This is a genomic window from Streptomyces sp. NPDC051364 (assembly GCF_040682115.1).
GTDB lineage: Bacteria > Actinomycetota > Actinomycetes > Streptomycetales > Streptomycetaceae > Streptomyces.
Window position 1 is genome coordinate 173,941 of sequence record NZ_JBFBAH010000007.1, and the last position, 23,710, is coordinate 197,650.

Consider the following 23,710-nt stretch of genomic DNA (forward strand, 5'->3'; position numbering starts at 1 on the left):
GGCGCCCTTCGGTGTCGTTGTGGACTAGTAGGCCAGGATCGAAGTTCGGTCGAGCCGGCCTAGCGTGGGATCTTCGAGAATCCAGACGTCGGAGTTCTCAGCAGGAGACAGGGAAAGCGTTGTCACCCATTCCAGCGTTGCGCCGTTCACGGAAACATCCGTGGCAATGGCCTCGATGTAGAAGTCAAGGCTCGAATCCGGGGCCGAGGACGGGAGATCGGACAGCGTGATTCGGTCGCCGATCTCGGCGCCCAGGGCCAACGCGAAGAGACCCGGGGAAGCCGTAGCGTTCAACGTCACGGAATCACACCGCACCACAGGAGCGGAGTAGTGATTCAGAAGGGTGTATGCAGCGTCTTGAACTGCACTATCCGAAGTCACTCGAAGCTCGATGCTCTTGGACTTCCGGCCATAGGAAGTCACCGAAGCGCGATCCTTCAGGACTCCTTCAATGCCGTTCGTCCGCTTGTACGTGACCTCATTGATAATGCGGTCATCGTCCATCTCGAACTGAAGCCCAGGCTCGTACGGAAGGCCGAGACTGTCGCTCAGCACGTACCGCACTACGGCGCCTTGCCGCCGATCACGGTTGTGATAGGTAAGCCGGCCGTCGCCATCCATGAAGAGGTACCCCGAAGCGTCCTCCGCGGCCGTCTGTAGCTCTTCGAGCGCGCTTGCGCCCGAGGACCACCCAGGCGCCTGAAGGGTGCTCTTACCGGGGTCGTAGACAGTCTCGCCCGCATAGTTGGCCATATCGGCAAGACGGGTAATGCGGGCCGTCTCGCTCTCGGGGAAATCGGCCCCGCCGTTGTCGCCCAGGCGCCATATCGGTTCGAGGTCCACCTGCCACATCCGCTTATCCCAGATAGCTATATGCGCGTGCCGCCCATTGCTGTACTCGGCATACAGCGAACCAGCCTGCCGGCCCCCGAGGGTGGCCCAGCGAAGGTCACGAATGTCGGTGTTCGCGGGAGTCGGACCGGAGTCCTGAAGCTTGAAATCGCTGTTTATGTAGAGGCGGGTAATGCCCTGCTCTACCGAAACCGCGATGTGCGAAGCGACCGACGTACTCAAAATGGTTGCACTCGAAAGTGTAGTTAGCGTTCCATCGGCGTACGTGGTCCGGATCGTAAGCTTCCCGGCCGAGTCCAGCCGGACCGTCATGAACTCTTCCCCAGTATCCGACCAGCCCGCGAAAAGAGTCACGTACAGACCCGAACTCGGCCGAACAGGCAGCGTCCAAAAGGCAACCGTGAAATCGGTTCCGAGCGGATAGCTCCGCGCGCCACTGTCGCAAATATCAACGACCGTGCCTTGATTGCTGGCAACGTCCGCCAGGCTGTAACACGTCGTCGCGTCGTTGCGGACAATCGAGTCCGCCCCGAGGAGCGCAGTGCCGCCACCATACTTCGACGGAACGAGCTTCGCCGGTTGCTGATCGTTGGCCAGATTCTCAAGCCTGGACGACCCCACCGGATCACCCAGGGGCCAATACCCGAGAGGGCTCGAACTGAGAATTTGAGCCTGCATAGGGGCCCGTAGATCGGTGTTCGACAGGACAGAGAAGCCGTCCACGGCCGAAACCTCGACCGTGGATGTAAGGCCCTCGGATGTAACCGGCCACTTCTCTATGTACCCGTGGAAGATCGAGCCGCCAGGGCTCCAAGGGGAAAGAGTGGGGCCTTCCTCGAACTGGACTTCATCGAGATAGAACGAGGCTCCATAGTCTCCGCCCTGCGACCCTATTTCCAGGATCCCCCAAGCCGCGCCAGCGGGTGCCGCAGCGGTAATGGGAGTAAGCGCGGTCCACGCCCCCGGAAGGCTGTCGTCAACGATCAGGGAAGAAGCCGAGGCGTTAGCCGCACCGGTCCACCGCCAACCACTTGAAGAGCCATCCTGGTAACCGGGCACCGAATCACCGATGACCGCGTGACACGCGTCTGCATACCACTTCGTTCCGTTGGCGCCGATGAACGATAGGCCCACCCGGTCAATGGTCTGTCCAGCCGTAGCCGTATAGGAGCCAGTAAGGCGAACCCAAGTGTTCGGGGTAGGCAGTGGGCTAATCGTGTTGATTTTGAGTGTCGTTGTGCCGCTTCGCCAAGCGAGCTGACCACCCGTGATTCCCGACGCGGGAATCTTCACCCACACCCCGAACGAGACAGTCTGTCCAGCCGTGGCAGGCTCAATGGTCCACGTAGTGCCGGCCGACCCGCCCTCGGTAATGTGCGTGTGCTCGACGCAGGCCGTACCCGCATAGAAGTCAGTGGTCACCCGCGCACGGGTCAAGTTCGACGAGGACCCGTAAAGCTGCGTGTTCGTTAGGTCAGCTTCAAGGCCCGGATTCAGTGCGAGGTTTCCACGGTCTGACTTCAGCGCTACGGGAGCGCTCGACGCACTGTAGGAAAGCAGGGTTCCCGCAATGTCGTACCAGCGGAACCGGGTAATCGCATTCAGGTCCCGAGACGTGCCCGCCAGACGGACGGCCCCGGAAGCCGTGTACGTCACGCCCGGACTCACGCGCGCCATACCCATCGACTTACCGCCGGAAGGGTAGCCGCATCGAACGGAACTGGCCATATCGGCCGTGCCGTTGCTGCCGCAGTTCACACGGACAGACCCAGCACCACTCTTCGCCACCACGGAAGACCAATCATCACTGGCCCCGGTGGCGTGCGAAGTCCCGAACAGCACTGAAGTACGGCTAATGTCGCCGCCCGTTGAAACGTCCTTCGGGTACAGGTTCGACGTACGCACTCGAACCCGCCGCCGAGGAACAACGTTCGGGTAGTAAGGCTGAGTCTTGTACCACTCGGCCTTCTCCGCGTACACCAGTAGCGGACCGGTCCCCTTGCCCTCGGGGTAAGTGTCGGCATAGATGTACAGCCACGCTGTAACCGTGCCGGCCGGAGGCGCCTCTTCGTGCGTGTAAACGGCCGGAGAGGTGTCCGCGACGAAGCGCGTGCCGGTGTTGAAGCGGAGGGTTGCCCCCGCAGCGTCCAGCCACTTAACGGAGAAGTAGCAGGACACCGGCTTACCGTTCGTGTAAACGGTGCGGCTCATAACCCGCGGCTTCTGGTCGTCGTCAATGTTCCCAAGGAAAATCTGAGACATCACAGTGTTGTTGTTGCGGTCGGTCATATCGAACGTAACCAGAGCAGAAGAGCCGCTGAGAATGTTCCCGCCGGCCTTCTGCTTGCCGGGTGTGAAACGCCCGTCCGAGTTGTCGAGCGACAGCGAAAGGGTTCCAGCCTCGATACGGTCCAACTCGGCGTTACGACCGCGCTTAACCTGGAACCCCTTCACGTAGTCGCTAACGTCCGTCCACGAATAGGAATCGGAGAAGGGGCCACCGTCAAAGGCAACCTCGACAGTAACCGTGGGAATCGTCGCCATGCTTAGAGTCCCGTCCTTCCCCCGTTACGCTTTCCGTTGCGAACGATCTCGTCTCGAATGGTGGTAGCAATGGCCTTCGCTAGAGCCTTCTCGGCCGTCACGTTGCCTTGCACGGTCACTTGCACGATCGGGGCGGAAGCGCCCGGAAGCGGCCTTGCATTAGCTATAGACCTGTTAGCCAGGCCAGGACCCGGGCGGCCTACGCCCCACCAGCCGCTATTGCCACCGCCGTTGAAGACACCCCTGTACGCTCCGAACCCGATGATTCGGCCAAGGATCGTGAAGTACCTGCCGGAGCTGATGATCTTTACGGCCTTGTCCAGCTCGCTTGCCATGGTCTGAGCCATGGTCTTGATTGCCGTAGTTAGAGTCTTCTCCTGGGCCTTCAGGCCGTTGACGACACTGGTAGCCGCTTCAATTCCAGCGTCATAGAAGTTGCCGGAAACGAACTTGCCCAGGGTCTTCGCCTGGCTACCGATCGCCGACTGAGTCGAGTTCAGTTCCTTGATCTGCCCGGCACCAGCGTTAAGAAGCGCCTGCGCCATCCGGCCGCCCTCTTCGGGGCCGGCCTGCGCGATCTCGCTAATGAGACCCGCGCCGAGGCCACGCTTCGCGAGCGTCTGAAGATTCTTTCGGAAGCCGGTGATCACCTTCAGCTTGCCCTTAAGGCGCGAGAGGAGTGCACTCGCAGAGTTGTCCCCGTACTCCCCGGTGTCGAGAGCTCCCATGAAGGAACCGAAGCTGTTCGCCTTGTCAGCGACAGACGACGCCATATCGGCCTTTGCCTTCTTCAGATTGGCCAGCTTCTCAGAAGCCGCGGCAAGCCGCTTCTGAATCCCCTCGCGTGCTTTCGCGAGAAACATCAGCTTTGCGTTCTGCCGCGAAATGTAAGCGTGCAGCGCGTCGGCCGCACCCTTCGTCATCTCCTTGGCCTTGAAGGCTTTGGTGACCAGCTCATGAAGCTTCTTCGACGTTTCCGCGACGCTCTTCGAGCCGCCAAGCATTCCCTTGACGAGACCGGCGGGAATCCACTTTCCGATCTCGGCCATGACCCTCGAAGGCGAGTGAATGCCCAGGGCCTTCTTAATCGGGCCGGGGATCTGGTCGATAATGGAGCGGGCCGCACTCATGACCGCCCCGAGGCTGCCACGGATACCGTTGACGAGACCCTGAATGATGTTCCGGCCGATGCTCGTAAGCGTGCCGGCCAGACCCGACAGGGCGCCCGACACCTTTCCGGGGATCTCCCGCACGACACCGACGACGGAACTGACCTTGTCGGCCACCGACGAATAGAGCGACTGGAACCCGGAAACGAAGAAGTTCTTCACCGCACTAACGCCCGATGAAGCCGCAGAGCGAAGGTTCCCCATGGCGCCGGAGAAGAAGCCGATGATGCCGTTCACAACGGAGTTGAAGACCGACTTGATCAAGTTCCATTGCAGCCGCCAAAGACCCACGAAGGCGTCAAGGGCTGCCTTAAGAATGAACTTGATCGTATTCATTACGGCGCTGAAGATTCCGGCGATGACGTCCCAGACACCGGAAAAGACTTGCTTTACGCCCGTCCAGGCTCTCGACCAGTTTCCGGTGAAGATGCCGATGAAGACGTTGTAGAGACCCTGGATTACCGAGAGCACGCCGGATATGACTTGCCAAATCGCATCCCAGGCGCCCTTAACGTAGCTGAGAATCGTGGCGCCGAAGGTCTGCCAAAGGAACTGCACTACGGTTACGAAGGTCTGTATCGCGACCTTGATAAAGTCGAGATACGTCATGAAGGTTTGCCAGAGCTGAACGAGAACAGGTTGCGCCTTCAGCCAAAGCTCTTGGAAGATCGGCATTAGCGTTGTCCTGAAGAACAACACGAACTGCTGAAGGGCCGGGCCGACCACGGCCCAAATACCTGAGAGCTTCGCCGTAAGCTGGTCGAGCGCGGTACGGGCCGCGCCGGTTTCGAAGCTCGCCCTGATCTTCTGTCCGACGATTTGCAGGCCCTGCACAAACGGGCCGATCACGGTCCCGATCGCCTGAAAGGCGGGGGCGAGCTTCTGGCCGAGGCCCTCGAACGAGTTGATCGCCGAGGCCGCAGCGTTCGTGAAGCCCATTTCGAGCTTGCGTTTAAACCCTTCGACCTTCGCCGCCGCATTGTTGTGCATGGTGTCGGCCATCTGCTGGGCCGCGCCCTTGACGTTGCCGAGAGACTGAACGGCCGTGGTCGTATTGAGGGCGAAGAGTGAATCTCCGAGATCCTCGGCCTTCGTGCCGAAGAGCGCGACAGCCGCAGCATTGCGCTTTACCGGGTCCTCTACATTCCGGAGCTTCTCAAGCACAAGCCCGAGACCCTGCTCCGCATTGGCGCCGCCCTTGGCAATCTTCGCGGTCATCTCCTCGGCGTTAAGGCCGAGTTCCTTGTATCCCGCCGCCGCAACAGTCGAACCGTCGATAGCGCGGATACTGAATTCCTTCAGAGCATCCGCCACAAAGTCGGCATCCCTAGCACCGGCCCTAAGGCCCTGAGAGAGGAGGCCAACGGCCTTCGGGCCGTCAAGGCCAAGACGTGCGAGAGGGGCGCCATACTCGTTCAGGGTGTCAAGGAAGTCTTCACCCTTGTCAACGCCATTCGTGAAACCCGCGGCGACAACGTCGAGCGCTTCATCAGCACTCTTAGCCAGGCCGTTACGCATCAGGTTGGACACGGCCTTAGTCGTGCCGCCTATCTCCTGATCCATCACGTTGGAGATAGCCGCGACCTTGTTAGCAACAGGCTTGAAGTCAACGGCGTTGACGCCCATGTTCAGGTCTTGCGAGACGCGACGAACGATCTCGCCAGTCTCGGCCGTCGACTCGCCCCACCCGCTCACGTAAAGGTCACCAGCGAGCTTGCCGGCCTGGGCCGCATCCTTGCCCGAGAGGCCCATTGAAGCGGCGAGCTTGGCCCGGTTGTGGATCTCGTCCAGGCCCTTCGAGAACGCCAGGAGACCCGCCAGGGGAAGGGCGGCCAGGACCGCCGCCCCCATGCCGGCCATGGCGCCCTTGAACTTGCCCATCTTTCCGCCCATGGCGTCGAACTGGCCGCCCGCGTCCTGGGAAGTCTCGGCGAGGCCGGATATCGCGTCCTCGGCCGAGGAAGCGTTGCCGGTGATGACAACGCGAAGAGTCCTCGAATCCGCCATTAGTAAGACTCCCGGTTAGCGTTGAATTCGTTCATGTAGTCGCAGAAGGCGCGATACTCGGCCGCAGTCATGCGCCGAACTTCGCCGGGAGTCATGCGGTAAAACCGGCAGAACGCGGCTCGATCTCTTAGGCGTTCTGCTTTTCGTCGTTTCCCGGGCCGTCCTCGGCGCCGACCAGCTCAAGCGCGGACACCCGCACGTTTCGCGCGTCGTCCAGGGAGAAGCCCGGCTTCTCGGCGCGCTGAGTGATCCAGATAAGAGCCTTCAGGGCCTTCGTGGGAATCTTGGTCTCAAGCTCGGGGCGGCCCTTTTCGTCCAGGACCTTCTTTCCGTCCGGGCCGATGACCGGTCGAGGAGAAAGAACGTCGTAGATGGCGGCGCCCACAACCTCTTCGAAGTCTTCGAGATCACCGATCGTCAGAACGTCGGGGTCGACACGAAGGGAAATGGTTTCGTTAGTGGTGCTCATTCTGGGAATGCCTCCGACATTAGGCGGTCGATTTTGTCCATGTACTCTTGGATAAGCTGAGGGCCCTTCTCCCGGATCGACGGGTGAAGGAAGTAACCGGGGCCGCCGGCCCAACCGTCGAACTCATTTCCTCGCCACGGGCGGAACCCTCGGGCGATAGCGCCCTTTCGAGTCAGCTTCTTAGCGCCGAACTCGGCGCCCAGGGCGTAAGGCTTACGCGCGCTGCCCATTCGGATAGCCGAATAGTTCTGCGTCTTCGTAGCCCGAAGAGATTGGGCCGCTGATCTCTGTTGACGAGACAGGCCCGCGGCCTTCGATTGGGCCGCATCCTTCAGCTTCTCGGCGACATCAAAGTTCGCCTGCTTCACTTCATCGCGCACACCGTCAGCACCGGCACGCGCGAGAGCGCGGGTGAACTGGGCTAGGCCCTCGACATTTCCGTAAATGCCTTCAGTAGGCATAGCCCAGTCACCCCAATTGCTAGATTCCCAATACTAGGTATCGGGCAAAAAAAGAGGCTTACTGAAGAGCCTTGTACGTGATGGTGACCGGGGAAGCGGTACCGTCCGTGAGCGCGAGACCAGAAAGGTCGTGCTCGACCACTTCGAGGCCGCCCACGTTGACCGGGCCTTCATCGAAGCGAGAGAACGGCATCTCAACCTTGAACTGAGAACCGTCCGGCCCATCCCAAAGAACCGTGATGTTCGCGACCGCGCCACTTGCGATAGCCGCAGCGACTCGGTTGACCTGAGTCGTCCCGCCGAACTCGCCCTTCAGGCTCCACTCGTACTTGCGAAGCTCGGACTCCAGCGGTTCGGCCTTCTTACCGCTCGTCCGGATGAAGTACCGGTCATCCTTCAGGCCGTTACTGGCCTTCAGGGAAAAGTCAGAGATGTCGAAGGCGGACCCGCCCACAGTGACAGTGCCACCGCCGAAGCTGAAAAGCTTCGTGTTCGCGACGTAGGAAGGGGTCGCCAGGGCATAGGCGCCAGCGCCGGCCCCGATGGTCTCCTTAGCGAAATCCAGGCCGACAGAGAGCTTCAGAAGCTCGTCAGTCGCGTTGGAAATCTCCCATTCCTTGACCTTGCCACCCTCGTACGTGAAGGGAATCTTCGTACCGGTGTTGTCCACACGCGCCACCTGGGCAGTGAACGACTTGCCGTTAAGGTCGCCCAGGGTCGCAGTGTGAGTGATGAAGCCGCCCGTGGGGGCGCCCGAGGAAAGGCCGCCCATCATGTGCTTAAGCCAGAAGTCGAAGCCCCCGGAAAGGACTTCCATCTTTACGTCACCCTCGGCGCCCTTCGCGTTCGTCGCGAAGCGGTCGCTTCGGAGTACGCGGGTGCCTGCGCGGATGGCCTCGGAGTCGATCCGCTCGTACTTGCCTTCAATGCCTTCGTCGGTGAACTCGAAGAACTTCGCAGGCGCCACAGCCGTGCCGTAAGTGGTCTCGTCAACAACACCGAAGTGTGAATCGTGAATGGTGGGCATTACTTAGCCGTCTCCTTCTTCGCCTTGATTTCCTGCCAACCCTGACGAAGAAGCGCCTGGGCAACGTCCTCGGCGACCTCGATCGGGTCGCCCTTCTCGGCGGTAACACCCAGCGAGGGAACCTCTACCGCCGAATAAGGGCCGTTGTAAGCAACGGTCTTCACTAAAGCCTCGCCTTCACACGAACAACCGCCTCGAACTGGCCTTCATAGACCTGATCGGACGGGAAGCTAGAGAGCTTCTTAGGGATGAAGTCCGACGTGACGACGGACTGAATGCCGAGATTGGGGGCAGCTTTCATGCCGTTCTCGATACCGGCGGCCATGCGCTGAAGCTCGGACTCGACCTCTTCCGAGGTCGCGCCGGATAGCTGACAGTTCACGACCACGCTGATTTCGAAGACCTCTTCACGGCTTCGGTTGGTCACCCATTGGGAATCCGGCCATTGCACTTCGCCCACGAACACCCATCGGCGTTCGGGGTTCCGCATGGGGTAGCCCCAGGTGACTTGGTAGCCGGCCAGGTCCGGAAGGGCCTTGATCATGTCCCGAAGGGCGCCCTTGAACGCAAAGGCGTTAGTGCTCACCTCGACGCCCCCAACACGTCATAGAAAATGCGGTACTTGTACCGGCTGAGAGTCGCGTCGACTTCGGGAATCCCTGTCTCGTACCCGTTCCGTCCCGGGGTGGCCAGCGTGAAGTTTCCGCCCTCGGCCGCGACGAAGGCCGTAGCCCGGTCCGGGATGCCGGACCGCTCAGCTGTCAGGACGGAGCGAAGCCGCAGCAGTCCCGCGCGCTTCGCGTCCTCGGGCACCTGGGCGAAGCCGTAGGTGAAGGTCACCGTGTATCGGTCGCCGTCTGCAAGCTCGTACGGCGCCCGGAGGGAACCGGACGGGTCCACGGTCCATCCGGTCACGTCCACGGGCCCAGAGGGGCCGTTGACGGCCTTCAGGGCGATCACGTCGAAGTACCCCAGGAAGAGAGTCGGGGTGTCGTCCGCCTCGACCTCGACGCGCGCAGTACGCGGTACGAAGCTTCGGCCCGTGATCCGCTCGAACTCGTCTTCAACTACCTCGCGGTAGTGCCGTAGTTCGGCCGTAGGGAAGCGCTCAGGGTCCGCTAGGTCCATGTCGGATCCGCGGGCCTCGGGCAGGGAGAAGAGGAACCGGCCGACGACCTCGAAGCGGTCGCGGTCCGTGGCCGTAGTGCCGGCCACCCACTCCACCGTGTAAACGCCCTCGGGCTGTGCCGGAAGGCTGGTCGTCCACTCGTCACCCGAGCTGGTCGCGTCGCCCGTGTAAACGGTCGCGCCCGTGGCGTCCCGCACGGTCACCGACACGGCAGGGACGGTCATCACGGACTCGTCATCAAGAAAGGTATGCGTCAGCTTGACGGCCCTACCGCTCAGAAACCGCACAGTGCCCCCTACTCGGCCTTCCGCGGCCTACCGGGGCCGCGCTTCTCAGGAGTGGCAGTCACACGCGTCTCCCGCGTCTCAGTGGCCGTCTCGGCCACGGGTTCAACCCACCCATCGGCGAGGAGAGCGGAAGCCGCTTCGGCGTCCAGCTCGACCAGCTCGCCAACCTTCGGGAAGGGAACCCCGTTGATCAGTCCGGAATTCGCCCGGACACCCTTAACCATCATTTGAAATCCTTCGGGAAGCAGATCGGTCCGGCCCCCGAAGGGGCCGGACCGATCGAGCCGCTATTACGCGGCGGTGGTGACGAGCGTCTTCACGGAAGCCGTGTCGAACAGGTCACCGGAACCACGCCAAGTGACCTTGAAGGCCACGACGTCACGGTCGAAGCCGTACTCGTCCGAACGCACGACGCGGAGGTTCTTCACCTGACGGGTCAGGTACTTGCTCGGGTCGCCATAGGCGATCGCCTTAGCACCCGCGCCGATGACCGCAACGTTCGGATCGGTCAGAACCGGGGTGCCCAGAAGCATGTCCGGAGCACCGGCCTGAACGCTGGGCTGCCACAGGTAGTTGCCCGTGGTGTCCTTCAGCTTCCGGACCACGGCCAGAGTGGTGTCGTTCATCATGAAGACCGCGTTCCGGCGGTACGGGGACAGAAGCGAGTGCTGAAGGTCGATCACCGCGTCACCGGTCAGAGCAGCAGTGTTCGCAACCGTCTTGCCAGCCGCCGCACGCGTGATCCAACCCCACGGCTTCGAGGAACCGTCACCGATGAGAAGATCAGCAACCACCTTGTCGGCGACCGCCTCGCCCGCGTCCTGGGCGAGAATGCCGAGGATGTCGAGCGCCGAGTCATCCACGATTTCCTGAGTGGCCTCGACGATCACGCCGTACTTGTAGGCGCCGATGTTGGTCTTCGTCCAGGACTCGTCAGACTTGCCGTAGGCCGTGTTCTCCGCGACCTGTGCCGCAGTCGGGCGGCCGTTCTTGACCGGCCACTCCATCGTCTCGCCACCGCCAGTGGTCAGAAGACGAGTGCGGTTCAGGAACGGCGAGCGCTCCCGCATGGCCTCAATGACCTGGGCGACGAACGTAACCTGCTTCGTGTTGCCCGCATTGCCGGCCGCGCCGGTAGTAGCGGTACGAAGGTCGAAGTCGACGCCCGGAAGCTCACCGCGCGCCAGGGCGCGAAGCTCGGCCGCTTCGTCTCGCTCGGAACGGAAGTCCGGGGCACCAGGCAGCACCAGGCCGCCCGCGCGCACGGCCAGGGAACGAACCTCGGCCTCGCGCTCCCCGCGCTCGACAGCCTCTCGGGCCTCGCCCTCCAGAGCGCGAACGTCTACGTCGATGCGCTCGACACGCTCTCGCTTCTCGGCGTCAGACAGGGAAGTGTCGGCCTCGACGGAACGAAGCTCATTGATCAGGCCGGCACGCTTCTCCAGCGCAGCCTTTGCCGCAGCGGCGAAATCCATATTGGGAACTCCAAATACTAGGTTCGGGGCAAAAAAAGAGGCGACAGGGCCGCCAGGGCCGCCACTGGATCAGTGGGGAGCCCGTACCGGGGGAAGGCGGTTCGCGCTTCACTTAGCGCCGAAACCTCGCCGTCCCGGATAGCGGCCCGGATCGCCTCGGGCGAATCCAGCCGCGCCACAGAAAGCCCGCGCCGCTCTGCCAGGAGCTGAAGCGCACGGGAGCCGACACCGGAAGTGGAATCGGCGTACGCCGGGTATGTAACCGGCGAAACATCAAAGAGAGCGATCTTCTGAAGGGTCCGCAGAGGGAAACCGTCGTCGTCCTCGGCCCAGGAATCGCCCTCGGGGCCAGCGGTCTTGAAGCCGAAGGACGATTGCGAAACGTCGCCCCGCTCCATAGCCGTTGCCAGGTCACGCGCATAAGTCGTGTCCGGCATGTCGACTTCGTAGTGAAGGCCGTCTGAATCCTCGGACAGTCGCAGCGTTCCGCTGCGGTTCCGGCCGAGAATCAGGTTCGGGTCATGATTGAAAAGGGCGCGAATGTCATCCCGCCCGATGGTGTCCGACGTGGCGCCCTGGGCGACACGCTCACGGAAGCCGCCGAGGTTCTGAGACCGTGCGTCCCACTTCAGGGCGTAGCCGTAGAAGTTGAACTTCCCGCCGTCGCTCCGTACCTCGAACTCTGTAGGGACTGCCCTACGTTCCATCTCCATTGCTCTTCCCCTGATCCGTTGCGTTCGGGTCCTGTTGTGCATTCGATTCCGCAGCGGGATCAGCGGGAGGAATCGGGGGCGCCGGGGGCGCCGTGCCGGCCTCGGGCTTCTGTTCCTTCTCGGCCTTATCCTCGTCACCGACGACAGCCAGGTTCAGCGGCCGGTAATACCGCTCTCCGAGCTTCTTCGGGAGGGGGCCGAGGTCTTCCATTGCCCGGATCTCGTTAGCGCTCAGGAAGCCGTTATTTAGGGCCGTCTGGTAAGACTCGTACCGGTCCTTTGTCTTCGCTCGAAGTCGAGCGTCGACGTTGAATCGGATGTACTGAAGGCCAGGCAGCAGGAACGTTGAAACGGCTTGCTCGATGCGCACGATCCACGGCATAAGCGTCTGGTCCACGAAGAACTTGTTCTGTTCTTCAATGCCGGTTCCCCACGTCGAGCTAATCGAGCTGTCGACTAGGTACGCGGGAACGCGATACAGAAGCGCAATCTCGGCCTTCTGGAACTTCCGTGTTTCGAGGAACTGTGCCTGTTCCGGGGAAAGCGTGATCGGCTTGAACTGGGCGCCACCCGTAAGGACGCCCACGCTGTGGGAGTTCTTCACGCCGGCATGCGTCTTGCGGAACATGTCCCGGAGAAGTCGAGCTTCATCCGGCCGAGGGGTTCCCGGGTGTTCGATGACGCCTGCCATCGTGGTTCCCTGCTCAAAGAAGCGGGAGCCGAATTCCTCGGCGGTGAGCCCCAGGCCGATAGCCTCTGCGGCCATGTCGATAGGCGACAGGCCACGGCTGGACCCCGGAATCGTGAACGCGGGTATGTGCAGTACCTCGGTACGGTCGTAGACGCCCTGAATAACGCCCTGGTCGTCCGATACCTCATAGCGGTTGTCCCCTAGGGGACCGTCCAGGATGTTCACGTACTGCGGGTGAATGCAGTACAGGGCCGCCACTTCGCCCCGGTCATTCCGGAGCGTGTACAGGAAGGCGTTACCGTCCGTCAGAAGGCTGATGATCACCCGGAACCAGAAGTCATAGGAAGTCTGGAAAGGGTTCGGCTGACGAATCCACCTGGGCGACCGGATGGGGTCGAAGGATTCCTTCCGCCCGCCGATCTTCGTGTAATGGTCGACAGGAAGCGACGCGACCGCATCGCCAATGAGCGACTGACAGGCGTACACCGCGACCATCTGAAGACTGTTCCGGCGGGTTACCTTCCGGCCGGAAGCCGTACGGACGCTCACTCCCTCGACATCGCGTTCCCAGTTGCCCGCCATACCGGACACGGCGGCCCGAAGCTCACCGATGCGTGTAAACAGGCTCACAGCCGCTTACCCCCGTCCGTCGCGTAGCCGACCAGCCCGAGGCACACGGCCATAGCGAAATGCCCGAGGGGGCGCGCAACGTCATAGGCGGCCATCGCACCGAATGCGAGACTGCCAACCTGAAAGACGTTCGGGACAAAGGAAGACGCGACGTTACGGAGGGAGCGGCCCAGGTTGGGCCGGTCCATGAATCTCCTAATCGTCGTCGGGGAAGAAGAACGCTTCCCGTTGCTCCTGCCGAGAGACAGGAGTAAGCAAAGCCTCTAGCTCGGCTTCCGAATACTTCTCGTTGAAGTTGAAGAACGTAACGTGTGCCTCTTCCTCGGAAGGAAGGGCCGTCAGGAAGAAGGCGTTAGCCAATGCGGCTATGCCGTCGATCTTTTCTCCAGACTTCGCCTTAGAAGGCTTCACCAGGCCATCGCCCGTAACGTCAAGCTCGACGTTATCCGCCATCCAACGAAGGACCGCATGCCCGCCGTGGTGCAAGGCGCGGCCCGCTAGGGCGCTCTCTATGGCCTTGCACGGGTCATTGAGTCGAGCGGCACTCTGCGGAACTTTGACGGCCGTAAGGCCGTGCTCCTCCAGCTCGTTCACAAGCTGAGTCGCGTTCCACGGGTCATAGCCAAAGAACTTGATGCGGAAGTCTTCAGCGTCCCGGGCTATGCACCGGAAGATTGCCTTAAAGTCCGTGGTCGGTCCCTCGGTCACCGTAAGGAAGCCTTCACGCTCCCAGACTTCGAACGATGACTTCATGTTCGACCGCTTCTCGACCGCCGGCCGAGGCACCCAGAAATGCGGAACCACGGTCCAGCCTTCGGCGTCCGGGTCGGTCGGCGTACCAGGGAAGAGCAACACCCAGGCGTTGAAGTCGCCCGTAGCGGCCAGGTCGATACCCGCATAGCAGGTACGGCCCTTCAGCCGGTCCCGGTCCACCTTCAGCGAACCGTTCTCGTCCCAAAGATGCATGTCCAACCAACGGTTAGCCTGCGACACCCACTGATTCAGGCGGAACACTCGGAAGCTGTTCTGAGCCGTAGGCTTCTCGGCCGCTTCCATGGCTTCGGCCCGCAAGTTGTTGATATTCAGGAACGAGCCGAGAGCGGGATTCGCGAGATACCAACCCGTTCCCTTCGGCTTCTCGGCCGAGGGCGGGGAGCCTTCGTCTTTCCAGTCCCAGTCATCCGGAACGTTCCGTGCGAACACGAAGCGGGCAGGGTCTAGGTTCTGATCCTCGCGAACGCGAAGAGAGTGTTCGTGCTCTTCGAGAGCGAAAGCCGCAGTGCGGTAGGCCGCGGTGGTCGCGGCAATCATGATGGGCTGCTTACGGGTACCGAAGCCCTGGCGCATCGAGTCCCAAAGGTGCCGGTCCTTCTGCGTAAGAACCTCATCGAACAGAACCATCGAGGGGTTGGTTCCGAGGGCGCCCGCAGCATCGCCAGGGAGTACCTGATAGAAGCTGTTGGTCTTACGGTCGATGATGCGCTTCTTCGAGTCGATGATTTCGAGCCGCTTGTTAAGGATCGGGTTCAACTCGACCATGCGCTTAGCCGTGTTATAAACCAGGCCCGCTTGGTCGCGGTCAACGGCCACCGAATAGACCTCGGCTGATTCCTCGCCGTCTCCGACCAGGCCCAGAAGCGCGAACGCGGAAAGAAGTTCGCTCTTCCCGTTCTTGCGCGCCATCTCCATCCACGCAATGCGGTACTGACGAACGTACTCCTCGTACTGGTCGTCAAACATCATCGTGCCGAAGAGAGGCCGAACAATCTCGTTCTTCTGCCAGTCATCAAGAATGAAGGGGGCGCCCGCATGGCGCCCCTTCGTGTGCACGATCAGCTTTTCTATGAAGTTGATCGCGTGCGCCGCGCGCGCTTCGTCGTAGTGGAAGAATCCTTCACGCGGATCGATGGGCCCGAAGGGGGAGCGGATAATCTCGCTCATGCTTACCCCCTCGGCTCCGGTCTTTACATTCCGTATAGACCGGTTACAGAGGGGGATCGCTCACACGCGATTGCCCTTCGAGGAATTGCAGCCAAGGTGTGCGGCCTGGCAATTGCTTTCGACGTGCCCCGGAGTACCGGGGCCGTGTGAGAGGGGAACAATGTGGTCGAGTGACTTACTGAGCGGCTTAGGGAACCGAATCACCCTGTCGATGGGGGCGCCGCAAAGCTGGCACACCCACCCGTCGCGGTTGAAGACCTTCGCGCGACTCACCTTCTCGTACGGGACGCCCCACTCATCACACCGGCGCTTCACCGCGAACTCGCGACGAGACAACCAGCCTGCCGGCCTACGCCGACGACGCTTCTTCACGGTCACAGGGAACCCCTCACGGACCGCTCAAAGCCGAGGGTGGCGTACCTGACCTCTCCCGCATGGAAGCGGCCCAGGTAGGCCGCGGAAGGCTTCCCGTTCCGCCGGACGAGATAGCGGAGGATCGCGTGAATGTTGTTGTGCCCCGTACCGCACACCGGAACGAGGTTCTCGGGTACGTCCGGCCCGCCCATCCCCTTCGGCCACACATGGTGAAGCTCAGTGTCGTAAGGGATCGGGTCGTGGTTCTCATGAACCGCGCACGGCTCATCGCCGGAAATGGTGCCCATCGGGGTTACTCCTGCTAAATGTCAGTCGGGAAAAGCCTCGCGCTTTCGGCCGTGGTCTCACTGACCACGACAGTTCCCGCGTAGTCGAGAGTCCGAGAGTTCAGGATGCGGCCAGGATTCAGGGCCGCGTAAAGCGCGACCTTCGCGTTCATGTAAGCCTTGGCCACGTCGTCCAGCTCGGTCGTGCGGGCAACACCCTCGGAGAAAAGGAACGTCTCACTCGGAATGTCCTCGGCGAAGGCGAATGTGTAAGACCGCGCTGCGGCTGTTACCTGAGACAAGACGAACCCCGTTCGGAGAAGGCGTGTAAACGTATTGGGCGCGTTGCGGGATTCGAACCCGCGTTATCTCCGGGAAGGGAGGGTCCTAGCCGCTAGACGAAACGCGCGATTCCTCCGTCACCTGATCAGGGCGAGTTTCAGAATCAGGGGAGCTACCCCACGACTATGGGGAGCACTCACGGACCGCGACCGCCCTTCGCGATCAACGTGAGTGCTCAACCCTGAAGCCCCCGAGAGGGGGCCGTGTGCCCCTGTCAGCTCAGGAGAGAGAGAACCTGAGCGTCGGGGCCGTCCTCGGATTCCGGCGCCACAGAAAGGCGCGTGCGGTCCGAGGGAGACAAGCCAAAGCGAGAGCCGAACTTGATCATCAGGTCAGCCGCGTCTCTCATCACCTGGGCCGCCGGGTTCTTGACCAGTCCGCCGTCCCTGCCGGCCACTAGGGCGCCGTACTCCGCCATGGCAGCCCGAGCCTGATCGAAGGTTGCCCACGCCTCGCAGTAGACGACGAGATAGCCCCTGTCGACCTTCGTCAGAAGGCCCAGGCGGTCAAGCTCGGGGACGATGCGGCCCCACTCGGCGAGAGCCTCGCCCTTCAGGTCTGCGGGCGGCCGGGGGGCGCCCCTGCTAGGCGCCGGTTCACTGCCGGTGAGCTTCTTCTTCGAAGGGTTCCCCTTCAGCTCGACCAGCCTCGAAGGGGTAGGCGGAGGACCAGGCATTACGGCAACCTCTTTCGGTTCGGGATTCCCCTTTCTGGGAAACATTCTGTTCATCACGCGGAATGATCCGCGCTAATTCTTGGCCTCGGCGGTTAGATGCTCCGTTATCCGGAGAGACAGGCATTCCCACGAACCCGGGCGAACCCCCGCGCGCTCACAGAGCAGGAAGGCGGCGGGTGCGGAGAAGGCGTCCCAGATCCTTTCGGACCCCCCTTCCCCCTGTCAGACAGATCCGGACGGCTGATCTAGCGGCTTGTCAAGGCTTGATCTAGTGAGCCGTGCAGTCTGGGACTGTGGGGGTGGCGTGCCGGCCGAGCTTTGCGGCTCGACGGTTCACGGCCTGGTGGTGAATGCTGGGAGGGGGGTGCACCCTTTTGGAAGGGCACTAGTAGCGACGACCTTTACGGTAGTCGTTCTCTCTTCGTGTGTTGCATTGACGACATAGAACACGAACGTTATCGAGTGTGTTCGTTCCACCTTGTTTGAGTGGAACTATGTGGTCGCCTGTTAGGTCATTGCCTGTACCGCAGAAGGAACAGTAAGGCTGAAGCCTTATGGCTTCTGCCCTTACCTTCTGCCACTGGTAGTCATAGCGTCCAGGTGTACGGGTGTTCTTACTGGGGTGCTTACGCTTACCCCTGCCTGTACCACCTGGGGTATTGGTAGTGGTGGCACATAGAGCGCAGGGCACCCCGAGGGGGTGCAATCGCTTATGGCGGGGGCACATGCTGTATGGCATGGGGTACCCCCTTTCAGAGGGGGGTACCCTCTTATATTTGGGCGCCGGGTGGGCGCCCTTCTCAGTAGCTATAGACCTGTTAGAAGCCATGGCCGGTAAGCCATGGCTCTATAACTACCTTCCTATAGGGCGCCCTGAGGGGCGCCCCTTCTAGTGCTCGCTATTCGCTCGCACTCTCAACCGCCTAGGCGGTTGCTGTGATCCCCCGATCCCCCCGGCCCTCGCTCGCTCCGCTCCCTCAGGCCGACCCCCTTACCCCCTTCGGTGGCTGTAGACCTGTTGCCCTGGCCGAAGCCTCACGGCACGGCCCCTGATCTGGGGTTCCTTGCAACCGCCAGGGCATCGAAGCTAGGTTTTGGAACATCAGCAGGAACGGCCCGAGAGGGGCCGATTCAGCCTAGGAAAGAGGCCCCTGTGTTCCTTCCGCCGAAGCTCGTTGCCAGTACGAACCGCTACGTCGAGAACGGCCCCGAGGGCCGCGATCCGTCCTTTAAGGTCGATGCCGGCCCTTCCGTGAACGGGTCGACTCTCCGCTATTCGTCCACCTCGGCCCCGACGCTCGAAGCTGAGTTTCGTCGGGATGTCGCCCGTAGCGCCATGAAGGCGATTTCTGCGGCCGGAAACTAGTATTGGGAATCGGGAAAGGCGTACAGCGGTGACTCTGGTCAAGGCCCTTCAGATGATCGGCCCCTTCGAGGGCCTTCCCTACTACGACACTGCGGTTGCGCAACTTTACGTAGCCAGCGGTAAGGGAAAGCGCGAGCTTCACGGAGCGGCCTACCGCATCCGCAACGCCTTTGCCGCCTATCAGTACGCGGTCAATTACGGAAAGGCCGATATCGCGTGAGTCTGCTCTTCTGGGATATCGCGATTTACGGAACCTACTTTGCGGGCCTTCTAACCCTGGTGTTCTTCGTCAGCCTGGGCCTTGAAGACCTTTGGAGATCGTGGAGAGGCAAGGGGAAGCACCGGTGACCTTTGAGGCCGTAGAACTCGACAAGCTCGACGGAGAAGAGCGCGAGCGCATCCTGAACGATCTCTTCGCCGAGGGCGAGAACGATTGTGAGTAACGGGCCTTCTGCGGCCCCCCGGATCCTAGAGCTGTGCGCCGGTTACGGCGGACTCGGTATGGCCGTAGAGGCTCTCACTGGGGGGCGGGTTACGTGGCTAGCGGACAACGACCCGAACAAAACGAAAATCCTTGATCGACGCTTCCCGGGGATTGCCAACCTGGGGGACATCACTCAAATCGACTGGTCGACCCTCCACGATCAGGGCGTAGACATCCTTACGGCCGGTTTTCCGTGCCAAGACATTTCGAATGCGGGGAAGCGGGTTGGTATCGAAGGGTCCCGATCGGGAATCTGGGCGAACGTCGCGGAAGCTGTTCGCGTTCTTCGACCGAAGCTCGTCTTCCTGGAAAACGTCTCCGCGATCCGAAGCCGAGGACTCTCCCGCGTACTCGGGGACCTGGCCGCGTGCGGGTATGACGCTGTCTGGACGTGCTATCGAGCTTCCGCCGCTGGTGCCCCCCACCACCGCGATAGGTGGTTTCTCGTCGCAGCTCCTGCCGACTCCCACGGCCGCTGACGGCCGCCGAGGACCGGATTACGCGAAGGCGGCCCGCCCCGGGGCCGGTGGCGACGATCTCGTAACCGCCATGGCTCGACTGTGGCCCAGAGACAAGACCGAGAAGCTACTGAAGACCCCTACCGCGAACCTTTCCCGGAACGGTGCCCCCCAGCACCCCGACAAGCGCAAGCAGGGCGGCCACGGGCCGACCCTCGAAGACGAAGTGTGCTTCCTGCTGAACGTCGAGCCTGGGAGCGACTACGGGGGCGACTTCAGCCCCTCGGAGTGGTGGGGCGACTTCGCCCCTGCCGTTCGACGTTGGGAAGTGCTCACCGCGCAACCTGCCCCCGTTCCAGTCGAGTACGGGCCGCGCGGCGGCTTGCGCCTGGCCCCTCGATTCGGCGAGTGGCTCATGGGGATCGTGCCGGGATGGATCACGAAGGTTGACGGCCTCGACCGAGGCCAACAGTTGAAGGCCATTGGCGACGGGGTTGTTCCACAGCAAGCCTTCGCGGCCTTCGCTCACTGCCTGGGAGAGCTGGAAAGGAGAAATGAGCTTGCTCGCTGCGGCTGAAGTGCCGAGTGAGGAAATGGCCAGGGTCGCCTATAACGCCCTGGCCTTCCTTCCGGCCCGATCCATGGTGAAGACCGCACGCCTAGAGCTGTCCCCCGAGGGCCTACGGGCCACCGGAACGGACGGGTACGCCATCGGCCAGGACTCGGCCCCCGTGGACGACTACAGCGGCCCCCCTGGGGGCTTCACCGTGCACGTCGACCGTACGGTTCTGGCGGAGCTGGACACGGCCGGTAGGAAGGACAAGAAAGGCTTCGGTCGGCTCGAAGTACGGCCCGGTGATGGGCTGATCTTCCGCCCTGGCAACAACGACACCCCCACGGCCGGCCAGGACGTGAGCGGCCAGGCCGACGACAACCTATGGGCCATGCTCGACAGCCTGTTTACACGCCTCGAAGGGCGGAAGCCTGCCCTTCCCGAGCTGGTCGCGTTCGACGCTGCCCTACTGGCCCGGTTCTCGAAGGTGAAGGCCCCGAAGGTCAAGAACCATGACGCGAACCTCGACCGGTGCCTAGACATGTGCGTCTTCAACTCCAAGGAACCGATCCTGATCAAAATCGGCCCCACCTTCAGGGGTGTGATCATGCCGATCGACAGGGACGTTCACGCCGAGAACATCGGGCCGGACGGCCTTTGGTAGCAAGAAACCCCCGCACCCTTCCGGGTCGGGGGTTCTCTGCGCTGCTGCTACGGCTCGATGCCCAGGTCTTCGACCGGTACCACGGCGTGAGCCGACCGGCCGCCCTTACGGGGCGCCGGGGCCGTCGCCCTGGCAGTCCCAAGCTCGAAGAGCTTGAGAAGGGGCTCGGCGTGCTTCGGGCACACGTCTACATCCTTCGTTTCGTCCCCGTAGGTGATCGTGAACTCTTCCACGCCTTCCGACGTGCCGCACTCGTCACATCGGGAAATCAGTTCCTTAGCCACGGCCCGCCGCCCTTCTCTCGCTCAGATCAACGATCTTACCGGGATCGAGATCGGCCGTCAGGAACGGCTTCCCCTTCAGCATGTGCGCGTACCTCTGGCGCTCGATGTCCAAGCCTAGGTATCGCTCCGTCGTGCTCACTTCCTTGTGGTTCAAGGCGGCTTGCACGATCCGAAGCGAGTTGTCGTGTCCGTGCTCCCTGGCGTCTTCATAGAGGATGCGAGCGAAGGAGCGGCGCAAGGTGTGCCATGCGTCGCCCGGGTCAAGCTCGATGCCCGCGGCTTCCGCAACGTCTTTGATGATCACATGCGGATGACTGATCATCGCTTCCGGATTGAGCACCCGTTCAGGGTTGCGCACCTGGGCATGCCCAGGCATGAACATGGGTCGGAGGCAGACCGGAAACAGGTAGTGCGACCGCTTCAGCGGCCCCACCGCTTCCGTGTAGTGCGTGAGCCAAACCCGAAGCTCCCGTTCGAGATCGAGCGAGAGCGGCACCGTCACCTCTTCGTCCGTCTTGGGCAGATAGACGTATAGCTCTTCCTTCTGGAACGCCACGTCACGGACCCGCATCCGAAGGGCCTCGGAGATGCGAAGCCCGGTGTTTGCAATGAAGGCGATCAAGGCCCGGTCACGGGGGAAGGCCGCCGCGTCAAGGAGTCGCCGAATCTCGTCACGGGTCATCCTGTAGCGGTTCCGGTTGCTCTGCGTGGACTTCTCACGCAGTCCTTCGGTGAGCTGGTCCACGGTGCGAAGGGTCCACTCTCGCCGCTCACAGAACCGCAGGAAGCTGCGCATGTTCACGCGGTAGCTCGCCAGGGTGGTACTGCCGGCCGTGTCCGCCAGGCCACCCGGCCCATAGAAGAAGTCTTCGATGTGCTGGCTTCTGAGGCTGCTTACGTGACAGTCGCCCACGCGGGCCTCGAACCGCCGGTAGAGGCTTCGGAGGTAGTACGGCGGACGCGTCGACTTCGACTGTGCCGTTCGGTGGTCTACGTACTCCCGCGCAGCGATACTGACTTTTGGCGTAACCGGTCTAGCCATGCCAAAACCTACCTTTCAGCGTGTCCGATTGACCGCCGCACGGCAGGTCTGATCAGCACCTTTCGAGGCATCCTAGCATTTGGAAACTAGACTTCAGGACAACTGCACGCTCCACGTCGACCCCGGGTTCCCGGTCTCGATCGGCGAGCGCGTGTCCATCGGCCACAACGCCGTGGTGCACGGCTGCACCGTCGAGGACGACTGCCTCATCGGCATGGGCGCCACGGTCCTGAACGGTGCCGTGATCGGTGCCGGTTCGCTGGTGGCCGCGCAGGCGCTGGTCCCGCAGGGGATGGTGGTCCCGCCCGGTTCGCTGGTCGCGGGCGTGCCGGCCAAGGTGCGGCGCGAGCTGACCGACGAGGAGCGCGAGGGCATCAAGGTCAACGCCCTGATGTACGCGGACCTGGCCAAGCAGCACCGGGCCGCCGTCCAGCCCCCGCAGTAGTCGTACGTACGCCCGCGGCCGGAGGGCATCCGGCCGCGCGGCGGTCCGCTACTCGGCTGCGGTCGTCTCCGCCGCGGCCGGCCCCGCCGCGGCAGCCGCCTTCTTCATGCGGCTGCGGAGCACCAGCGTCACGGTGAGGCCGATCAGCAGCGCCAACACCAGCGCCACCCAGGAGAAGCCCTTCAGCCACGGCTCCGCGACGATGCCGATCGAGTAGATGACGGCGGTGGTGCCGCCCGCCCAGAGGATGCCGCCGAGGATGTTCGCGACCAGGAACCGCCAGTACGGCATGTGCAGCACGCCGGCCAGCGGACCGGCGAAGATCCGCAGCAGCGCCACGAACCGCCCGAAGAAGACGGCCCACATGCCCCACCTGTCGAAGGCGCGCTCCGCCTGGGCCACGTGCTCCGGCCCGAAGTGCTTGGGGAAGCGCCGGCCGAGCCGGTCCAGCAGCGGCTTGCCGCCCCTGCGTCCGATCGCGTAGCCGATCGAGTCGCCGACGATCGCCCCGGTGGACGCGCAGATCCCCAGGACCACGGGGTCGATGTCGCCGTGCTGCGAGGCCAGCAGCGCCGAGCTGACCAGGATGATCTCCCCAGGCAGCGGGATGCCGAGGCTCTCCAGCCCGATGACCAGACCCACCAGGAGATAGATGCTGACCGCCGGAATCGTCTCCAGCCATTCCTGGATGTGCACCGGTACGTCCTCCCGTATTGCCGCGGCGCGTCCCCTGTGACACGCCGAACGGGCAGCCTATCTGCTGTTGACCACAGCCTTTGCCGTCAGGTGGAGTTCGCGGGAGGAACGGCCCGCGAACACTTCACGACGGCCTGAACCCAGCACCCAGGCGTGCCGTTCGGGGTCCCAGGAGGACAGCGCGCGGGCGTCGACGTCGAGGACCACCTGCTGCGCCTCGCCCGGCTCCAGGGTGAGCCGCCGGTATCCGGCCAGCGCGCGCACGGGCTGGTCGAGCTTCAGCTCCGCGGAGGGGCCGACGTACACCTGGGCCACCTCGGTGCCCTTGCGGCGCCCGGTGTTGCGGACCGTGAATTCCACGCGCAGCCCGCCGCGCTCCGGGCGGACACTCAGCTTCTCGTACTCCCACGTCGTGTACGAGAGCCCGTGCCCGAACGGGAACAGCGGGGCCACCTGCTGCGCGTCGTACCAGCGGTGCCCGACGTGGATGCCCTCGGTGTACTCCTGCCGGCCGCCCACCCCCGGGTAGCGCAGCGGGTCGCCGGCGACCGGGGTCGCGTGCTCCTCGGCCGGGAAGGTCTGGGTGAGCCGGCCGCCCGGGTCCACGTCGCCGAAGAGGATGTCGGCGGTGGCTGCGGCCCCCTCCTGGCCCGGGTAGTACATC

At 62.6% G+C, this 23,710-nt stretch carries 25 protein-coding genes, 1 tRNA gene and 2 pseudogenes; 5 read left to right on the top strand and 23 right to left on the bottom strand.

Annotation, left to right across the window (positions count from 1 at the left end):
• Positions 1–24 precede the first annotated feature (24 nt).
• From AB0M76_RS17785 to AB0M76_RS17870, 18 genes are all read right to left on the bottom strand, one after another.
• Positions 25–3,396 (bottom strand): LamG-like jellyroll fold domain-containing protein, encoded by a 3,372-nt coding sequence (locus AB0M76_RS17785; RefSeq protein WP_365953703.1) that lies wholly within the window; start codon positions 3,394–3,396, stop codon positions 25–27.
• Between the two features lie 2 nt (positions 3,397–3,398).
• Positions 3,399–6,572, bottom strand: coding sequence for a phage tail tape measure protein (locus AB0M76_RS17790; protein ID WP_365953704.1), 3,174 nt, complete (start codon positions 6,570–6,572; stop codon positions 3,399–3,401).
• 127 nt (positions 6,573–6,699) lie between these two features.
• The gene (locus AB0M76_RS17795; protein ID WP_365953705.1) at positions 6,700–7,041 is read right to left on the bottom strand and encodes a hypothetical protein; all 342 of its coding nucleotides are present in this window, start codon (positions 7,039–7,041) and stop codon (positions 6,700–6,702) included.
• Entirely contained in the window at positions 7,038–7,502 is a 465-nt protein-coding gene (locus AB0M76_RS17800) for a hypothetical protein (RefSeq protein WP_365953706.1), read from the bottom strand. Before AB0M76_RS17800 ends, AB0M76_RS17795 begins: the two co-directional genes overlap by 4 nt.
• A 58-nt stretch (positions 7,503–7,560) precedes the next feature.
• Entirely contained in the window at positions 7,561–8,529 is a 969-nt protein-coding gene (locus tag AB0M76_RS17805; RefSeq protein WP_365953707.1) for a phage tail tube protein, read from the bottom strand.
• Entirely contained in the window at positions 8,529–8,693 is a 165-nt protein-coding gene (locus tag AB0M76_RS17810; RefSeq protein ID WP_215143513.1) for a hypothetical protein, read from the bottom strand. The genes AB0M76_RS17805 and AB0M76_RS17810 overlap by 1 nt, the downstream gene beginning before the upstream one ends.
• The gene (locus tag AB0M76_RS17815; protein ID WP_365953708.1) at positions 8,693–9,073 is read right to left on the bottom strand and encodes a hypothetical protein; all 381 of its coding nucleotides are present in this window, start codon (positions 9,071–9,073) and stop codon (positions 8,693–8,695) included. Before AB0M76_RS17815 ends, AB0M76_RS17810 begins: the two co-directional genes overlap by 1 nt.
• Positions 9,074–9,111: 38 nt before the next feature.
• Positions 9,112–9,882, bottom strand: a complete 771-nt coding sequence (locus AB0M76_RS17820) for a hypothetical protein (RefSeq protein ID WP_365953709.1) — start codon at positions 9,880–9,882, stop codon at positions 9,112–9,114.
• A 353-nt stretch (positions 9,883–10,235) separates the two neighbouring features.
• On the bottom strand, positions 10,236–11,420 hold the full coding sequence (locus tag AB0M76_RS17825) for a phage major capsid protein (protein WP_365953710.1): 1,185 nt from the start codon (positions 11,418–11,420) through the stop codon (positions 10,236–10,238).
• Between the two features lie 17 nt (positions 11,421–11,437).
• Entirely contained in the window at positions 11,438–12,133 is a 696-nt protein-coding gene (locus AB0M76_RS17830) for an HK97 family phage prohead protease (protein WP_365953711.1), read from the bottom strand.
• Positions 12,117–13,454, bottom strand: coding sequence for a phage portal protein (locus AB0M76_RS17835; RefSeq protein ID WP_365953712.1), 1,338 nt, complete (start codon positions 13,452–13,454; stop codon positions 12,117–12,119). Before AB0M76_RS17835 ends, AB0M76_RS17830 begins: the two co-directional genes overlap by 17 nt.
• 195 nt (positions 13,455–13,649) lie before the next feature.
• The gene (locus tag AB0M76_RS17840; RefSeq protein WP_365953713.1) at positions 13,650–15,395 is read right to left on the bottom strand and encodes a terminase TerL endonuclease subunit; all 1,746 of its coding nucleotides are present in this window, start codon (positions 15,393–15,395) and stop codon (positions 13,650–13,652) included.
• Between the two features lie 60 nt (positions 15,396–15,455).
• Positions 15,456–15,773, bottom strand: a complete 318-nt coding sequence (locus tag AB0M76_RS17845) for an HNH endonuclease (RefSeq protein ID WP_365953714.1) — start codon at positions 15,771–15,773, stop codon at positions 15,456–15,458.
• Positions 15,770–16,057 carry an HNH endonuclease signature motif containing protein gene (locus AB0M76_RS17850; RefSeq protein WP_365953715.1) on the bottom strand — a complete coding sequence of 96 codons (288 nt, stop codon included), beginning with the start codon at positions 16,055–16,057 and terminating at the stop codon, positions 15,770–15,772. The genes AB0M76_RS17845 and AB0M76_RS17850 overlap by 4 nt, the downstream gene beginning before the upstream one ends.
• Before the next feature lie 14 nt (positions 16,058–16,071).
• Entirely contained in the window at positions 16,072–16,338 is a 267-nt protein-coding gene (locus AB0M76_RS17855; protein ID WP_365953716.1) for a hypothetical protein, read from the bottom strand.
• Between the two features lie 37 nt (positions 16,339–16,375).
• Positions 16,376–16,445 (bottom strand) — tRNA-OTHER (locus tag AB0M76_RS17860).
• A 147-nt stretch (positions 16,446–16,592) separates the two neighbouring features.
• Entirely contained in the window at positions 16,593–17,108 is a 516-nt protein-coding gene (locus tag AB0M76_RS17865; protein ID WP_365953717.1) for a phage terminase small subunit P27 family, read from the bottom strand.
• A gap of 331 nt (positions 17,109–17,439) precedes the next feature.
• Complete coding sequence (locus tag AB0M76_RS17870; RefSeq protein WP_365953718.1) at positions 17,440–17,883, bottom strand: HNH endonuclease signature motif containing protein; 444 nt, start codon at positions 17,881–17,883, stop codon at positions 17,440–17,442.
• Between the two features lie 565 nt (positions 17,884–18,448).
• Here AB0M76_RS17870 and AB0M76_RS17875 point away from each other — a divergent pair.
• The 4 genes from AB0M76_RS17875 (at position 18,449) to AB0M76_RS17890 (ending at position 20,579) form a co-directional block, all read left to right on the top strand.
• Positions 18,449–18,640, top strand: a complete 192-nt coding sequence (locus tag AB0M76_RS17875; RefSeq protein WP_365953719.1) for a hypothetical protein — start codon at positions 18,449–18,451, stop codon at positions 18,638–18,640.
• Positions 18,641–18,921: 281 nt separating this feature from the next.
• On the top strand, positions 18,922–19,383 hold the full coding sequence (locus tag AB0M76_RS17880) for a DNA cytosine methyltransferase (protein WP_365953721.1): 462 nt from the start codon (positions 18,922–18,924) through the stop codon (positions 19,381–19,383).
• Entirely contained in the window at positions 19,280–19,939 is a 660-nt protein-coding gene (locus AB0M76_RS17885; protein ID WP_365953935.1) for a DNA (cytosine-5-)-methyltransferase, read from the top strand. The genes AB0M76_RS17880 and AB0M76_RS17885 overlap by 104 nt, the downstream gene beginning before the upstream one ends.
• Positions 19,917–20,579 carry a hypothetical protein gene (locus tag AB0M76_RS17890; protein ID WP_365953722.1) on the top strand — a complete coding sequence of 221 codons (663 nt, stop codon included), beginning with the start codon at positions 19,917–19,919 and terminating at the stop codon, positions 20,577–20,579. Before AB0M76_RS17885 ends, AB0M76_RS17890 begins: the two co-directional genes overlap by 23 nt.
• A 47-nt stretch (positions 20,580–20,626) precedes the next feature.
• Here AB0M76_RS17890 and AB0M76_RS17895 read toward each other — a convergent pair whose 3' ends face one another.
• Complete coding sequence (locus AB0M76_RS17895) at positions 20,627–20,863, bottom strand: hypothetical protein (RefSeq protein ID WP_365953723.1); 237 nt, start codon at positions 20,861–20,863, stop codon at positions 20,627–20,629.
• Positions 20,856–21,905, bottom strand: a complete 1,050-nt coding sequence (locus tag AB0M76_RS17900) for a tyrosine-type recombinase/integrase (protein ID WP_365953724.1) — start codon at positions 21,903–21,905, stop codon at positions 20,856–20,858. The genes AB0M76_RS17895 and AB0M76_RS17900 overlap by 8 nt, the downstream gene beginning before the upstream one ends.
• An 82-nt stretch (positions 21,906–21,987) precedes the next feature.
• On the opposite strand from AB0M76_RS17900, the pseudogene AB0M76_RS17905 reads away from it, so the two are divergent.
• Positions 21,988–22,350: pseudogene (locus AB0M76_RS17905) on the top strand (gamma carbonic anhydrase family protein); the annotation flags it as partial.
• Positions 22,351–22,398: 48 nt separating this feature from the next.
• Here AB0M76_RS17905 and AB0M76_RS17910 read toward each other — a convergent pair.
• The 3 genes and pseudogenes from AB0M76_RS17910 to AB0M76_RS17920 all read right to left on the bottom strand — a co-directional run.
• The gene (locus tag AB0M76_RS17910; protein WP_365953725.1) at positions 22,399–23,046 is read right to left on the bottom strand and encodes a DedA family protein; all 648 of its coding nucleotides are present in this window, start codon (positions 23,044–23,046) and stop codon (positions 22,399–22,401) included.
• A 57-nt stretch (positions 23,047–23,103) separates the two neighbouring features.
• A complete protein-coding gene (locus AB0M76_RS17915; RefSeq protein ID WP_365953923.1) occupies positions 23,104–23,499 on the bottom strand; it encodes a fibronectin type III-like domain-contianing protein in 396 nt (131 codons plus the stop codon).
• A gap of 21 nt (positions 23,500–23,520) precedes the next feature.
• A pseudogene (locus AB0M76_RS17920) lies at positions 23,521–23,709 on the bottom strand (glycoside hydrolase family 3 C-terminal domain-containing protein); the annotation flags it as partial.
• Position 23,710 lies beyond the last annotated feature (1 nt).